The organism is Marinobacter sp. NP-4(2019) (genome assembly GCF_003994855.1).
In the GTDB taxonomy this organism is placed as follows: domain Bacteria; phylum Pseudomonadota; class Gammaproteobacteria; order Pseudomonadales; family Oleiphilaceae; genus Marinobacter.
The window spans coordinates 925,532-940,219 of the sequence record NZ_CP034142.1; the positions used below are offsets into that span (position 1 = coordinate 925,532).

Annotated in this window: 14 protein-coding genes; 6 read left to right on the plus strand and 8 right to left on the minus strand. The window is 56.0% G+C overall.

All coding sequences use genetic code 11. From position 1 onward, the window contains the following. Positions 1 to 22: 22 nt before the first annotated feature. Positions 23 to 1,087 (minus strand): glycosyltransferase family 9 protein, encoded by a 1,065-nt coding sequence (locus tag EHN06_RS04210; protein WP_127330446.1) that lies wholly within the window; start codon positions 1,085 to 1,087, stop codon positions 23 to 25. Positions 1,088 to 1,204: 117 nt separating this feature from the next. Between EHN06_RS04210 and EHN06_RS04215 the strand changes: the two genes are divergently transcribed. The 4 genes from EHN06_RS04215 to EHN06_RS04230 are packed head-to-tail and all read left to right on the plus strand — an operon-like array spanning position 1,205 to position 4,886. Beyond that, positions 1,205 to 1,960 (plus strand): 3-deoxy-D-manno-octulosonic acid kinase, encoded by a 756-nt coding sequence (locus EHN06_RS04215; protein WP_228257406.1) that lies wholly within the window; start codon positions 1,205 to 1,207, stop codon positions 1,958 to 1,960. After that, a complete protein-coding gene (locus EHN06_RS04220) occupies positions 1,957 to 3,075 on the plus strand; it encodes a glycosyltransferase family 4 protein (protein ID WP_127330448.1) in 1,119 nt (372 codons plus the stop codon). The genes EHN06_RS04215 and EHN06_RS04220 overlap by 4 nt, the downstream gene beginning before the upstream one ends. Next, entirely contained in the window at positions 3,076 to 4,149 is a 1,074-nt protein-coding gene (locus EHN06_RS04225) for a CDP-glycerol glycerophosphotransferase family protein (protein ID WP_127330450.1), read from the plus strand. After that, on the plus strand, positions 4,146 to 4,886 hold the full coding sequence (locus EHN06_RS04230) for a glycosyltransferase family 25 protein (protein ID WP_164735582.1): 741 nt from the start codon (positions 4,146 to 4,148) through the stop codon (positions 4,884 to 4,886). The genes EHN06_RS04225 and EHN06_RS04230 overlap by 4 nt, the downstream gene beginning before the upstream one ends. A gap of 16 nt (positions 4,887 to 4,902) precedes the next feature. On the opposite strand, the gene EHN06_RS04235 is transcribed toward EHN06_RS04230, so the two are convergent. The 3 genes from EHN06_RS04235 to EHN06_RS04245 form a co-directional block, all read right to left on the minus strand. Then, positions 4,903 to 6,903, minus strand: coding sequence for an O-antigen ligase family protein (locus tag EHN06_RS04235; protein WP_127330454.1), 2,001 nt, complete (start codon positions 6,901 to 6,903; stop codon positions 4,903 to 4,905). A gap of 4 nt (positions 6,904 to 6,907) precedes the next feature. Further along, positions 6,908 to 7,813, minus strand: a complete 906-nt coding sequence (locus tag EHN06_RS04240; protein WP_127330456.1) for a lysophospholipid acyltransferase family protein — start codon at positions 7,811 to 7,813, stop codon at positions 6,908 to 6,910. Positions 7,814 to 7,894: 81 nt separating this feature from the next. Continuing rightward, entirely contained in the window at positions 7,895 to 8,572 is a 678-nt protein-coding gene (locus tag EHN06_RS04245; RefSeq protein WP_228257407.1) for a YrbL family protein, read from the minus strand. Positions 8,573 to 8,604: 32 nt separating this feature from the next. Between EHN06_RS04245 and EHN06_RS04250 the strand changes: the two genes are divergently transcribed. Next, positions 8,605 to 9,273 carry an SGNH/GDSL hydrolase family protein gene (locus tag EHN06_RS04250; protein ID WP_127330460.1) on the plus strand — a complete coding sequence of 223 codons (669 nt, stop codon included), beginning with the start codon at positions 8,605 to 8,607 and terminating at the stop codon, positions 9,271 to 9,273. Here EHN06_RS04250 and EHN06_RS04255 read toward each other — a convergent pair. The 4 genes from EHN06_RS04255 to lpxL are packed head-to-tail and all read right to left on the minus strand — an operon-like array spanning position 9,236 to position 13,286. After that, positions 9,236 to 10,231, minus strand: a complete 996-nt coding sequence (locus EHN06_RS04255; RefSeq protein WP_265936912.1) for a glycosyltransferase — start codon at positions 10,229 to 10,231, stop codon at positions 9,236 to 9,238. The two genes, EHN06_RS04250 and EHN06_RS04255, sit on opposite strands and share 38 nt — an antisense overlap. 44 nt (positions 10,232 to 10,275) lie before the next feature. Beyond that, positions 10,276 to 11,403 (minus strand): glycosyltransferase family 4 protein, encoded by a 1,128-nt coding sequence (locus EHN06_RS04260; RefSeq protein WP_127330464.1) that lies wholly within the window; start codon positions 11,401 to 11,403, stop codon positions 10,276 to 10,278. Then, complete coding sequence (locus tag EHN06_RS04265; RefSeq protein ID WP_127330466.1) at positions 11,400 to 12,335, minus strand: mitochondrial fission ELM1 family protein; 936 nt, start codon at positions 12,333 to 12,335, stop codon at positions 11,400 to 11,402. Before EHN06_RS04265 ends, EHN06_RS04260 begins: the two co-directional genes overlap by 4 nt. Beyond that, a complete protein-coding gene (gene lpxL / locus EHN06_RS04270) occupies positions 12,336 to 13,286 on the minus strand; it encodes an LpxL/LpxP family Kdo(2)-lipid IV(A) lauroyl/palmitoleoyl acyltransferase (RefSeq protein WP_127330468.1) in 951 nt (316 codons plus the stop codon). A 136-nt stretch (positions 13,287 to 13,422) separates the two neighbouring features. On the opposite strand from lpxL, the gene waaA reads away from it, so the two are divergent. After that, positions 13,423 to 14,685, plus strand: coding sequence for a lipid IV(A) 3-deoxy-D-manno-octulosonic acid transferase (waaA, locus tag EHN06_RS04275; protein WP_127330470.1), 1,263 nt, complete (start codon positions 13,423 to 13,425; stop codon positions 14,683 to 14,685). Positions 14,686 to 14,688: the final 3 nt, after the last annotated feature.

The window sequence follows — 14,688 nt, forward strand, 5'->3', positions numbered from 1 at the left end:
CCAGGGAGAGGGGGGCATCAGATCACCCCAAATCCGCCGCCACTTCCGCCCCTGCAACCCGCCGAGCCTCAACCCACCGATCCAGCATGGCAGTGGCATCCTCTACCGTCACCAGTTCCATCGCACCTTCGAATTCCGCTTTGGCACCCCAGCGAGCGTTGTCCACGGTCTTGCCGGTAAACTTCTCCAGCGCCTCCGGATAGCGATTCACACACCATTCCAGGGAGTTGTAGGGGCCTGAGCGGTAGGGATTGCTGGCGGCATAGATGCCCAGCACGTCGGTGCCCACCGCGCTGGCAATATGGGCCGGGCCAGTGTCGGGGGCGACCGCGAGGTCAGCATGGGTGAGCAGAGCGGTCAGCTGCTTGAGGGTGTCATTGCCACAGATGTTGTGAGCTTTTTCTTTCATCGCGCTTTCAATAGCGGCGCAGTATTCCACCTCAAATGGTGCCGGGCTGCCGACCAGGGTCACCTTCATGCCGTGATGTCGGACGGCATGGTCCGCAAGCTGAGCGTAGCGCTCCGCTGGCCAGTTTCTCAGGATGTGACTGGCGCAGGGACTGATCACCAGGTTCAGGCGATCGTCCGCCAACTGCTCCCGGGCAAACGTATGATCGGCCTCGGTCAGGGGAATGGTCCAACGGGGTGGCGCGGCTTTCAGCCCCAGCGGCTCCAGAAAACTGGCGAGACAGTCCCGCACGTGTTGCTTCGGGGTTGGTGCAATACGCTTGTTGATAAACAGGCTGTGAAGGTCCTTGCTGCGGGCCTTGTCATGACCCACCTTCACTTTTGCCGGGATCAGCGCGGCGGCCAGATTGGCCCGAAAAGCCACCTGCATGTGGAGGAGGGCGTCAAAATGCCGCCCACGCAGCGTCTGGCGAAGCTCGGCGTAGCCCTTGCGGCCGGCTTTCTTGTCAAAGACTATAAACTCCACGCCCGGGAGATCGCCGATCAGCTTGGCTTCGATCTTGCCAATGACCCAGGTGATCTTTATGCCGGGGCACTGCTCCTGAAGGCTCAGAACCACCGGAATCACATGGGTCACATCGCCGATGGCGGATAGGCGCAGGATGCAGATGGAATTCATTGATTATTAATCCGTACAAGTTTTAAAAGCGGGTTTGTGGAGCTTTGCTGGTAATCATTGGTAAACTGGCCGCCATTCTAGCGTACTCGCATACTCACGTCCCGGCGGACCTGCAGGGTGAAGTTGCTGTTATTAATTTCTGGAATTCGGGAAGTCATGGCTGAGTCTGAAATTTGTCTTCGGGAAAACGGCTCACGGTTGTTGGTTCACCCTGATTACAGAGATGAAGTAACTGGTGCCTGGTTTAATCCCGGATATTGGGGTGGCCGGGCACGACCGGTCAGCAGTGGCGGCCGTGGCGGTGCGTGGTTTATTACTGCGGGCAGCCACGAGATGGTGTTACGGGAGTATCGCCGAGGGGGGCTGATCGCGAAGATCTCCCAAAAGGCCTACGTCTTCACGGGTGAATCTACCGTCCGCTCGTTCGCGGAGTTTCGGCTTCTGAATCAGTTGGCCGGCATGGCACTACCTGTGCCCCGGCCGGTCGCTGCCTGGTATCGGAAAACCTCGTTACTACAATATCAGGCCGCCCTTATTATTGAAAAGCTGGAGGGAACTACGCCCCTGGCAGAGCTGATAACCAGTCTGGATGATGGGGCATGGCAGCTCTTGGGCGGCACCATACGCCGTTTTCATGACGCTGGTGTCCGTCACGCTGACCTGAACTGTTTTAATGTGCTGGTCCGGGATGGCGAGTTCTTTCTGATTGATTTTGATAAGGGGCGCATCATGGATGGGACGGCATCTGCTCGCTGGAAAGCCTCCAATCTTGAACGCTTTGCCCGATCTTTGAGGAAAGTTGCAGGGGAGGCTGCTCAGGCGCGTGTCTGGGAGTCATTTGTGCTTGGATATTATGGGAGTCAGTCCACTTGAGTGATCAACAAAAAAGTAATTCGCTTCCGGCCATTCTTTGTCTGACTGATTCCTGCGATCGTCCTGAATCAGAGCTTTTTATCGGCCTGAAAAAAGCCGGGTTTGACGTGGACGTCATGTGCAACCCGAAAGGACGGAACTATCAGCGTCTGGTTGATGAAAATATGGTGGTACAGCCGATGGCCCTGCAGAACCGTTTTGACAAGGCCGGTACGGAAGCCATCCGAGATCAGCTCACTCGCAAAAAGTACGACATTATTCATGCCTACAACCCGAGAGCTCTGGCTTGTGGTTTGCGGGCGTCCAAGGATATGGATCTTGAGGTTGTGGCTTATCGGGGGGTGATAGGCAACATCAGTTTTCTCAATCCGGAATCCTGGATTACCTTTCTTCATCCGCGGGTCAGCAAAATTGTTTGTGTCGCTGACGCCATCAAGGAATATCTGGCCAGCCTGCGGTTTCTTTGGTTGCACATCCCCGACCATAAGTTGCAGCGTATATACAAAGGCCACGATCTGAGCTGGTATCAGGATGAGCCAGCCGATCTGAGCCAGTTTGGTGTGCCGGAGGGTGCCTTCGTTGTGTGCTGTACGGGGCGCAACTCACCGAGAAAGGGGTTCGATGTGTTGATCCGGGCAGTGGATGAGCTCCCCGACGATGTGGAGGTGCACCTGCTGCTGGTCGGCGATCTTATCGATAATAAAAAGCTTCAGGCTCAGGTGGAAGAAACCTCTCACCCCGAACGCATTCACTTTACCGGTTATCGTCAGGACGCGCCGGCCATTGCCGCGGCCAGCGATGTTTTCGTATTGCCTTCAACGGAGCGTGAAGGTTTGCCGCGGGCGGTTATCGAGGCCATGGCCTATGGCACAACCCCCGTGGTAACGGCCGTGGGGGGGATGCCAGAGCTGGTTGACGATGGTCTCGGTGGTATAGTGGTGGCCCCTAAGAGTCCGTCTTCCTTGTCTTCAGCGATTGAGCGGCTCTATCGTAACCGTGGTTTATTGTCGGGTATGGGGAAGGCTGCCCGTGAGCGGATTGCCAAACACTTCCATACCTCGCAAACGGTTCGCGAAACGGGTGAACTATACAGATCTCTGGCGGGCAGGCGTTGAATGCGACGTTATCTGTTTTTTGTTAACCAACCCTATTCCTATTCGATACTCCGCCCCCTGCAGGATGAAATCCGCAAGCGAGGGGGGGAGGCAGCCTGGTTTGTCGCCGGTTGCACGGCGGCTCCCTTGCGGGCTGATGAGCATCATTTGAAGACCGTTCAGGAGGTCATGGAGTACAACGCAGACGCGACGTTTGTTCCGGGAGACTGGGTTCCCTATTTTTTTCCTGGGATCAAGGTTGAGGTCTTCCATGGTATGGCTCGCAACAAGCGGGGCCATAGCAGTGAGAGTGAAAGCGACCATTACCGTATACGTGGGTGGTTTGATCTCTACTGTACCCATGCTGAAAAAGACACAGCCAAGTTTCAGGAACTGGCTGACAAGCACCGTCACTTTGCCGTTGCGAAGACCGGGTGGCCGAAGCTGGATCCATTGCTGGAGAAAGGCGTCAGAGGGCCCAGGGAGCGAAGTGACGACGCTCTGCCCGTTGTGTTTTACGCTTCAACCTTTAGTCGTTCCGTCACTTCGGCTCCAGATCTGGTTGATAAGATTGGGGAGTTATCTCGTAGCGGTCGGTGGAAGTTCATCGTTACTCTCCATCCCAAGATGGACCCCTCAGTGGTGGAGCAGTACCGCGCGTTGGCGGGCGAGAACTTACGGTTCGTGGAGAGCCATGAAGATCTTTTGCCCATTCTGCCCGAGGCAGATGTAATGCTCTGTGACACCTCGTCCATCATGTTTGAGTTTATGTTCCTGGATCGTCCAGTGGTGACGTTCAAGACGAAGATGCCGGGGCCTTATCTGATTGACGTGGATGAGGTTGGAAAGGTTGAGCCTGCTCTTCAGGAAGCCCTTATGGCTTTGCCTGAGCTAATGGACGCAACGCGAGCTTTATGCAAGGAGTTGCATAGCTTTTCCGATGGCAAGTCAAGTAGCCGTATACTTGATGCCGTTGACCATTTTCTGGCGCACGATCGTATGAAGCTAAAAAGTAAGCCATTGAACTTTATAAGAAAAGTGAAGGTTAGACGTCGATTGAAGCAAGAGCTGAAAAAGGGAGCTTTAAAACGGTGATCCCTATTCTTGTAATCAATATCGATTCTGCAAAAGAGCGGTGGAGCAATATATCTTCCCAGCTACATGCGTACGGAAAGAACGTCAGTCGCTTGGAGGCAGTTGATGGGAAGCACTACGACCACCCACTTTTCATAAATTACGATCATGATTTGAGGAAAAAATGTAAAGGAGAGGGGCTCTCTAGGGGGCAGCTTGGCTGTTTCGCAAGTCACTATCTTGCGTGGAAGAAATGTGTAGAGCTTAAGAGCTCGGTTGTTATTTTGGAAGATGATGTAACGATTGTTGAGCCGCATTTTTCTGAGTTTCTGCAGCGTGCTCCTTTGCTTGACTCCCGTTATGAGTGTATACGGTTGTTTGCCAATAACTCCAAGAGTCATCGTGAAATACCGCTTGAAGATTGTGGCAGTTTTCGTATTGTCAAATATACAAAGGGGCCTATGAGTGCCATGGGATATTACTTGACGCCGGCTGGCGCAAGTAAGTTCATAAAAAACTCTAAACCTTGGTTCTTGCCTGTTGACATATATATGGACCGGTTTTGGAAAAACGGCGTTGAGTGTTTTGGTTTGAACGAGCCCGTTGTAAAGCACGAGTATATTTTTGAATCTATGATAGGGTATGCCGCTGATCGGCCTAAAAGATCGATAGGGTTAACTATAAAGCGTGAGTGGTTCGCGGCTTGTGAGGTCAGCAAACGCTTTCTACACAATACGCGTTTTCGCTTGGGTCGTTAAATCCCTGAGGACTTCGTTAATTACTTTTCGATAGCTTTCCCAGTGTCCACAGGCCGGCGTATTTGTTGAACGTAACCTGAGCATAGGTTACGGCGGTCAGATATCCCACCGCACCATCCAGAAAACCAAAACGGATAAAGTAGACCTGCACAAAGGTCATCAAACCGCGTAGGGTGGGATAGATCATGGTCCGGGTTTTCTTACCTTTGCGGTGCTTCTCCCTGGCGCCCAGCCAAGCGTACTTGGCGCTTTTCTCCAGGGAATGCCCGAAGTCCCGATGAGTATAGTGGGTGAGTCGGCCGCGAAGGGTTTTAACCTTGCGGCCTTCCGGAATCAGGATGCGCTCGTGAACCAGCGCATCGGAGAATCGCACTCCTTCCCGTCGGAACAACCGTAGAGGCGCCCGTCCACTGCGCCCGAAATCCAGGCGCTTTCCATATATGGTCACCGCCCAGGGCAGCTTATAGGCATCGGCATCAGGCTCTGATAGATGGTGGTTAATTTCTCTCGCCAGCTCAGGTGTAACGCGTTCGTCAGCATCCAGAGACAGAACCCAGTCACCGCTTGCCTTATCAAGAGCGCGTTGCTTCTGAATACCAAACCCTGGCCAGTCAGTTACTTCAACAACATCGGCGTATTGACGGGCAATCTCGACCGTCCTGTCGGAACTGCCGCTGTCCAGAACTATGATTTCATCGGCGACCAATCGCGCTGATTTGAGACAGTCCTCGATGTGATCTTCTTCGTTCATGGTGATCACGGTCGCGGATACGCTGACCTTGCGCTGACGGGTGTAGGAGGCAGCCAGTTCGTTAAACATGGCGCTGACAAAACCGGCAACCCCTAGCAAATAGAAAGTGAGAAACAGGCTGCGGTCGAAGGTCGCTTCGGTGAGCCCGAAGGTCAGATACCCTGTGGGGAGCATGGCACCGGCAATGGCCAGGCAGGCGACCGGTTTGTGGGGGTTACGGAGTTGTCGGGCAAATACGGCAAACGGAATGCCGAGCAGAAACAGCCAGCTGAGGATGCCGAGAGTTCCCCGGGTGGCCGCTGCCTGCAGGAAATCGTTGTGGGCGTGGTCTGTGCAGCATGACAGGAAGTTTCTGTGTACATCGTCAGACTCGCCATGTGCTTGCGCAGCCAGTTTGTAGCCATTCAGGCCCGCCCCGGTCAGGGGATTGTCACCGAACGTGTTCCAGGCGACCTGCCAGGCCTCGAAGCGCAGCTGGATGCTGGGATCAAGCTCACCCTCGGACACCTGCTCAATGGTATCTGTAACCCGGTTGCTGGATAACACAGCGCTGACGATGAGGACCGCGATTGCCAGGATGGCCGGGATGCGTGCACGGGCAGGCACCAGAGCGAGGAAAAACAGCAGTAGAACCGGAAGAGCAATCAGATTGCTACGGGTCTGCGAGAGCAGGGCGATAAGGATGCCCGTGGAACCAATGGCCAGTGCCAGTATTGCGAGTCCTTTTTGATTGTTGTGCCAGAAGTGGAAGCAGGCCACCCAGGATATAACGCTGGCAAGCAGTGTGAGGTTGCCGAAGGTGATGGGGTTGATGCCACCGCCAAAACGGTAGTGGAAGAATGAATCAAAGCCTCCTTGATAGGCGAGGAGGTCGATCACCAGGATGGCGCTGGCGGCGACAGCGGCCAGTATCATCGACGAGAAAGCTCCTGCGGCTTTCAGGGCGGCCGCGGTGAGCGCAATCACCAGGGGCCAGAAAAGAATGAATCGGGCGTGGGTGCCGAGGGTTTTCAGGCCTTCATAGGAGAAACCGTCAATCAACCACGCAATGGTGCTGACCAGCACAAAGAACCAGAAGGCAAAATGGATCAGTCGCAGTTCTTTCGGGGTGTCCCAATCGGTTTGCTCCAGGGTACGCCTTTTGATAGCGACTATGCCTGCAACTGTAATCAGGAGTGTGGCGGCAGCCAGGAGGCTGGAGGAAACCAGCGCGCCCCCGAGCCCTGCCAGTAAAAGCGCCTGAATCATAAGGTTGGATTTCAGCATTGGATTAGCAGATCCGGTCCGGTTTGTATGGGTTCACCTCGCCCGGCGGGCGATGGCGCATTCGTTTATATTCCCACTGGTACTGCTCCGGAGCTTCCCGGACACAGTTCTCTACCGAGAGGTTGAGGGCGGTGGTGGCAACCACAGGGTCGGGATCGGCCATGCCCGGAGCGCATTTGCGGATCACAAGCCGAAAGCCTTCTCCGTCCTTCAGGCGCTCGGCGTAGGTCATTAACGCGGCAGCACCGGATTTTTGCATGAGTTTGGCAACGAGCGTCATAGTGCGAACGTCCATTCCGAAGAAAGGCGCATAGGCGTTGCCTTTCCCCCGCGGACTCTGGTCCGGCAGTATACCGGCGACTTCACCTTCCCGCAGAAGGGTAATGAGACGAGCCAGGCCCCTCCGGTCACCCCGAACCAGTTCTGACCCCAGGCGTCCCCTTACCCGGATCATATAGTCCTCAAACTCTTTAATGTGGGGCGGACTGTATAACGCTGCCATCTTATACCGAGAGGAAAAGTACAGACCTGCGAGTTCCCAGTTGCCCAGGTGGGGGGCAAGAAGTATAAGGCCTTTGCCATCTGCCGTAGCCTCTTTGAGCAGTTCTTCCCCTTCGATCTCGCGGATCAGACCCAGGCATTTTTCGACCGGCCACTCCCACATCAGCGGAATTTCCATCATGGTTTGTCCAGTATGTCTCAGGCTCGAACGTACTAATCGTGCTTTCTCCTGGTCACTAAGTCCCGGGAAACATATGTCGAGATTGGTTTCGGTAACTTTACGGGATCCGGTGTGGAGTGCCCACCCAATGAAGCCAAGGAATCGTCCAATCAGCTGCGCCGCGCGCAGTGGGAGTTTTCCTAGTATTTTGAGTGCCAGGATAAGAATCGTTGCTTTTGAGGAGGCCATCAATTGGGGAACCATTGCTAATAGTCAGACTGAGCGGAAGCTATCACCATCGGGGCGGAGCGGCAAGACGGTTTCGGGAATCTATAGTTTCTGAGACTGCTCCCAGCTTTGTGGCCGGTCACTCAATTCCCACTCTATTCGTAGATAAAAGCGCTGGATACGCCGACCGATGTATCGTCGCCGCCAGGCGGTAATGATTGCGAGCTTGCCCGGAATGGTGGGGGCGCCGAGTCCGTCCACCAGGTACAGCTCCGGCTGATTCGCCCGCTCTACCACCACCAGGTTGTGGGGCAGCAGGTTGCGGGTGAGAATGCCGGTATTCTGGAGCCAGTCGCAGAAGCGCTCGACGGCTTCCTGCATGGGGTGATCAAACCTTTGACGTTGAAGGTATTGTTCCAGAGTCTCCGCAGGCCGATTGTGTTCATCCTGCAACAGTTCGCTGACGTTGGCGGTACCCAGCGAGGTTTGTACCGATCCGTGAAAGCGGGGCAGGTGACGCCATACCGTTTCTGCCTGGCCTTGCGATATCAACCGGCGAATGGCCTGTTGCTGGTGGGCTCTTAGTTCTTGGGCGTTATCATCGATTCGCCGTTTACCAAGAAGTTTTTTCGGAAAAGACTGGCGGTGAAAGCGAGCTTCGATATTTTCAGGGCGCAGGATTTTCAGACACAATGACGGATTTTCGGGATGCCGAAAGCACTGGCGATTATAGCCTGAGGCAAAGGGTTGATGGTTGCTCAGGTCAATTGTGTTCGGCACCGGATTCCTCGCTATCATATGGAACTCGCAACATGAAGGGCTGTATTGCATACGGCGATTGTAATACTGAAGGGGTGCAAGATTACCACGAACCGGTGTGGCCGGCGTTGGTCGCAGATCGCCTTGGGCTGCGTCTGGAAAACTGCGGGCACACTATGAGTACGACTCGTGAGTTGCTCCAGTATGTCCGTGCTTTTCCTCCAGAACACTATCAGGTCGCGTTTATCCAGTATGGATTGGTGGACTCCTGGCTAACCTTTCGAGGCGCACCCTACGTTCTTTATTACCCGGATAACCCCCTCCGAAAATTCGCGCGCAAGCTTGTCAAAAAAATCAAAAAGCTTGGGCGTCGTTTTCGTCTGCTTGATCGGTTAGGTGCCGTCGAACTGGTTCCGTTGCCGGAGTATTTGGCGAACATTGAGGGGATCGTAAGATCGGCTCCGGCGACCCAATTCGTTCTGGTCGCAACGCCGCCCAATCGGGATGAGCCGCGGAATCCGCGAATCGAGGTCTACAATCGGGGGTTGCGGCAAATATCCGAGCGTGAGCCCAATGCGGTGTTGGCGGATGCGTACGACGCTATTTGGGAGCGCCGAGCGGAATGCCTGATGAGTGATGGCACGCACCTCACGTCTGTGGGACATGAATTGGTGGCTGAAATGGTTATTCGTGCCCTGATGACGGAGCATCCGTCAGTTTGAGATAGAACTGTTCAGTCTTCTCTGTCATCGCGTTGAGTGTCAGGGTTTCTGCAGCTCGGGTGAAACTGTTGGCCTGTAATTCCCGCAGCGGCACGGAGGAGTTCAGGTGTGTGGTTAGCAGATTGGAAAGGTCGCCAATACGGTCAGAGTCGGCCAGGCAACTTGCAGGAAGAAAATCGCTGACACCACTCACCGGAGTGGACAGGACCGGGCAACGAGCCAGCAATGATTCCACCATAACGTAGGGGAAACCCTCCCGACTAGAGCTGATGACACAAGCCGATGCCACTTTGAGCCAGGGATACATGTTGGTTTCGTATCCCGGAAGCAGAACGCGCTCTTCCATATCCAGCTCCTTGACCAACGCCAATAGAGAAGGTCGCTCACGCCCGTCGCCAAGAATGACGAGCTGTCCTGGAGGCGATGCGTCCGCCCAGGCCTTGATCAACCGGTCGAATTGCTTGACCGGCTCCATCCTGCCGGCGGCGAGCAATAGCGGTCTGTCCGCCGGAATCGGAATGATGGTGTCATTGGTATTGTTGTTCTCGCCGGTCGGGGGCCTGCTGAGCCCGTTGTAGACAAGCTGTTTGTTGTGGTGTTTGATCGAATCCAGAATTTCCCGGCTGACACCAATGACACCGTCCAGTTCATTAAACGCTTTATGGGACGTTTTTGTACCGTGGACGGTCCCAACGGTAGCGCCGCTTGAGTATCGCGCGGCACTCAACAGGCTGGCCGCCTTGTTACCTTGTGCATGGGCAATGTCTGCCCTGATCGAGGTCAGCAATCGTTTCAATCTGAGCTGTAACCATGGATTACGCCGGCCGAACTGAAACGGCAAGGGGTGGAAGGTCACATCGGCAGAAAACTGGTTCCGGTAGCAGGAATGGGCAAGAACATGTATCCGGTGTCCTCTTTCAGCCAGGGCAACTGAAAGATCCGCTGTGTGTTTTTCCATGCCGCCCCAGCCACTCCCAGGGGTGGCCATTATCAAGGCTATGGTCAGCGAGTGAGCCATGGTTCAGACCGTCGTTCGGCTAACAAGCGCTCGTAGATTGCCAGTGTTGCTTCTGTCTGCGCCTCCAGCCGGAAGCGATGCGGAACCTGGATCGGGGGCGTTGGTGCGCCGAGGAGTTTGAGCGCCGCTTCCGCAAACTGGTGAGTATTATTCGGCTCAACCAGCCCCTCGGGGAAACAGGCGCGCAGGGTTTCCGCAGCACCGCCACGGTCGAAGGCCACCACTGGTGTTCCGGAAGCCAGCGCCTCGGTAACGGTCCGCCCGAAAGGTTCCGGTTTGGTCGACATGTGGCAGACCAGGTCTGACAGCAGATACAGCTCAGCCATGTCATTGCGCTGCCCCAGAAAGGTAATGCGGTTTGTCAGACCAAGTTCGTCCCGTCTTTGCTCCAGTTCTTCCATGAAGCGGTCCTTGCCGGGCTCCACACCACCGACAATGATCCCGTGGCAATCAGGGGCCTTGTGGATGATCTCGGCCATCGCGTCCAGAAACATCAGTTGGCCTTTCCAGCGGGAGATCCGCCCGGGCATCATGATGACGCGTTTATCGTCAAGCTGCGGGTATTCGGCCAGAATCTGTGATTGCCATTCGGAATTGAGTATCCGGTTACGAAACCCGTCGACGTCCACCCCGCGCTGAATCACGGTCAGTTTTTCCTCGGGAACCCGGAAGTTACGAATGATGTAATCCCGCACGCAATCTGATACCGCAATGATATGGTCAGCCTTGGCCATGATGGCGCTGTAGGGATTGACCGAATACATGCCATGGAACGTTGAGACCAATGCCGGGCGTTCGTGCTCAGGCAGTCCGCGCCAGGCCAGCCAGGTGATCCAGGCGGGCATGCGGGAGCGAATGTGAACCACATCCGGACGGATCTCTTCCAGCAGGCGCCGCATGGGCAGGATCTGCCCGAACGACGCCGGGGATTTGCGATGGATCGGCATCGTGAGATGAACCGACCCTTGAGTTTCCAACTGACGGACCAGGGGACCACCACTGGATATCACGAGCGACTCGTGATCCCGTTTGACCAGTTCGGCGGCAAATTCCACGGTGCCGCGCTCAACTCCGCCACTGTGGAGAGCAGGCAGGATCTGGAGAACTCTCATCGCTTACCTCGACTGAGGAACAGGCGGATAAGCCACTGAGCCGCCCGGTCCGCTTCCCACAGCCGCGGTTTTTCCCCGGAAGAACGCTCCATGATGCTTATATGGTCACTCCAGCGAGCGACCTGTCCCCGTTCTACCAACAGATCAATACCCAGTGCTACTCGACTGCCAGCCTTCGGGGGCAGCTGGAGCAGCCCGGTTGGAACGCCGGAAGTGGCCGCTTCACACACCATCGACATACTGTCAGGGGTGACCCAAACGGCGCGTGAGGCGGATAGCTGATGGGAAAGCCAGTCTTCGTGAGTGCGCTTGGGGTCTACAACGCTCACCCGGAGGCTGCCCAGCTCTTCCAGACGTTGCGCGAGCCCTGGTGGCGTGCGGCGGGAGCTGCTGATGGTCCAGCGCCAGGTCGGGTAATCCGCGATCAGCTGGCTGAGCTGATCGAACACCACGTTGTCATCCCATTCAAAGTGAGGGGATGGGCCGCCTATCAGAGCCAAAGCCTCGGGTTTTTCAGTGATACGTGCCAGGGGCGTGATGCTGTTGATAACACCTTGTGTGGTGAGAATCCGCTTGCCAGGGCTGACTCCGTCATGCTCCGGGAGGATCACGGCATCTGCCCATTTCATCGGAAAGGCTGGTTTCATCAGCACCACGGTTTTTGCCCGAGCGGTACGGCGTAACGCTAACAACAGCCGATGCGTGGAGGTTCCAGCGGCCATGATGAGAGCCGGCGAGGGTAATGACGCAGGTATCACCGGGGCAATGCCCAGCAAGGCACGCCATAACGGCACGCGCCGCTCGCAGGCATCAATCCAGTGGAGCGATGCCCCGGCCCGAACCCGCAGGCGGTTGCCGATTCCTTTCAACTGGTTCCGGTGTCCCGGTTTGTTATCGGTCAGCAGCCAGACCACTGGCGCATCAGTGTGCATTCAATGCGGGTCCTTGCGATAGAGATCCGGATCGTCTTTCGAGGGCCGGGTTTTGAAGCGTCTGTGCATCCAGAGATACTGGTCCGGATAACGGCGGACTTCCTGCTCGATAGTGTGGTTGACCAGTGTGGCGTCTGCCAAATCGTCTCCCGACGGGAAGTTCTCCAGTGGTGGGTGGAAGTAGATATCGTACCCGGGCTGATTTTCGCGCCGGAAGTGGCTGAAGGGCACAACCGCACACCCGCTGCGTTCCGCGATTCGGGATGTTGCGGTGATGGACCCTGCCGGAACGCCAAAGAAGGGCGCAAACACGATGCCCTTGCGTCCGTAATCCTGATCGGTGGCATACCAGACGATCCGGTTCTGTTTCAGTTGCTTCAGCAGGCCCCGTAAGTTCTTGCTGTCCAGTGCCACGCCGTAGCGACGTTCCCGCGCACGAGTCATAACTGCATTCATCAACGGATTGTTGTGATCCCGCTGCATGACGTCGGCTTCAATAAATTCCGTCACGAGGCTGCCACCCAGGTCGAGCGTACTGTAGTGCCCCCCCAGCAACAGAATGCCCCGGCCTTTTTCGAGCGCTGCGTCGACGTGTTCCAGGCCGTGCACAGCCGTCAGCGGCAAAAAGGCTTTGGGATCGCGAAACCATGCCAGGCCGATTTCCATTATGCCGATGCCGTTGGAATGAAAGGCTTTACGAACCAACTGCTGTTGTTCCCGGCGGGAGAGTTCAGGAAAGCACAGGCGAATGTTGACTTCGGTGATGTGACGGCGGCGGGGAATCAGCCGGTACGCAAGCTCACCAATCAGTTTTCCAATTCGCCACTGCAGGTTCAGCGGCAGCCGCGACATCAGCCACATCAGGGCGATGCCAAGCCAGGTGGGCCACCAACGGGGATGGCAGTAGCTGGTATATCGGGTATCACGTTTTTGCGAGGGGCGCTTGCTCACGCTTGGGTCATCTCGTTTATGGTCCGGTTACGAAACAGGAGTTTAGCAGGGTGCTTCGTGTGGACTAAAGTAGCAATGCAGGCGAACTGCCTGATGTTTCGGTAGAATGCCTCAGAATTGCCGCCCCGGAGACCTCATGCTGCATTTTTTGTACTCCCTGTTTTTCCGCCTTGCGCTGCCGTTTGTGCTATTGCGTCTATGGTGGCACGGGCGACGTAACCCTGAAGCCTGGAACCACTGGGAGGAGCGGTTAGGGTACGTTGAACGCTCCCCGGAGCCGGTGATCTGGGTGCACGCGGTGTCCGTAGGGGAAACCATTGCTGCGGCACCCCTGGTGAAGGCCCTGCTGCGCCGCAATCCTCAAACCCCTGTGCTGATGACAGCGATGACGCCGACCGGATCCGCCCGGGCCAAGGCAATGTTCGGCGACCAGGTGCGCTATGCCTATTCCCCTTACGATACGCCAGGTGCGGTCCGCCGGTTTGCCGAGCGGGTGCGTCCGATGGCGCTGGTGATTATGGAAACCGAACTCTGGCCCAATATGATTGCCAATACCAGTCGTCATGACGTGCCCATTTTCTTGATTAATGCCCGCCTGTCAGAACGATCCGCCAGGGGCTATGAGAGGGTGCCCTCTCTGGTCAGGCCGTTATTGCAGAGCATATGCTGGATTGCCGCCCAGGCGGAGGAGGATGCCGGCCGTTTCCTGAGAATCGGTGCCGAGTCGGGATCCGTTTCGGTGACGGGGAGTATCAAGTTTGATGTGGATATCTCCGCACAGCTCAGGGCAGAAGCTTCCACCCTGAGGAAACAACTCGGAGAGCATCGCCCGGTCTGGATTGCAGCCAGTACCCATGAAGGCGAGGACCGACAGATTCTGGAAGCCCACAAGGCGGTACTCCGGAAATTTCCCGCCGCCCTGTTGGTGATCGTACCCAGACACCCTGAGCGTTTTGATGACGTTGCTGAGTTGACCGAGTCGGTTGGGCTGAAACTAATGCGCCGATCAGGGGCGGTGGGTCCTGTCCCGGAAGATGTACACGTCTATCTGGGGGATACCATGGGCGAGTTACTGATGCTATATGGCGCCTCTGATATTGCGTTTGTCGGTGGATCGTTGATCGAGCGAGGTGGTCATAACCCCCTGGAGCCGGCTGCCTGGGGCATGCCGGTTCTGTCTGGGCCTCACATTTTCAACTTTGAAACCATTTACAACCGCCTGAATGCCGGGCATGGCTTATATCTGACGCCTTCATCGGACGCGCTGGCGGACTGTGTGATGGCTCTGATGGGGGATCCCGATTCCGCTAAGCGGTCAGGGGACAATGCCCTGGCGGTGGTGAATGCCAATCGAGGCGCACTGGAAAAGGTCGTGGATGGCATTGTCGAGAGGGTGTGATAC

Coding starts and splice junctions, on each gene's coding strand:
- EHN06_RS04265 (WP_127330466.1), bottom strand. CDS start 12,335: ATGCACACTGATGCGCCAGTGGTCTGGCTGCTGACCGATAACAAACCG.
- EHN06_RS04235 (WP_127330454.1), bottom strand. CDS start 6,903: ATGCTGAAATCCAACCTTATGATTCAGGCGCTTTTACTGGCAGGGCTC.
- EHN06_RS04240 (WP_127330456.1), bottom strand. CDS start 7,813: ATGGCCTCCTCAAAAGCAACGATTCTTATCCTGGCACTCAAAATACTA.
- EHN06_RS04255 (WP_265936912.1), bottom strand. CDS start 10,231: ATGGAAAAACACACAGCGGATCTTTCAGTTGCCCTGGCTGAAAGAGGA.
- EHN06_RS04225 (WP_127330450.1), top strand. CDS start 3,076: ATGCGACGTTATCTGTTTTTTGTTAACCAACCCTATTCCTATTCGATA.
- waaA (WP_127330470.1), top strand. CDS start 13,423: ATGCTGCATTTTTTGTACTCCCTGTTTTTCCGCCTTGCGCTGCCGTTT.
- EHN06_RS04260 (WP_127330464.1), bottom strand. CDS start 11,403: ATGAGAGTTCTCCAGATCCTGCCTGCTCTCCACAGTGGCGGAGTTGAG.
- EHN06_RS04210 (WP_127330446.1), bottom strand. CDS start 1,087: ATGAATTCCATCTGCATCCTGCGCCTATCCGCCATCGGCGATGTGACC.
- EHN06_RS04250 (WP_127330460.1), top strand. CDS start 8,605: ATGAAGGGCTGTATTGCATACGGCGATTGTAATACTGAAGGGGTGCAA.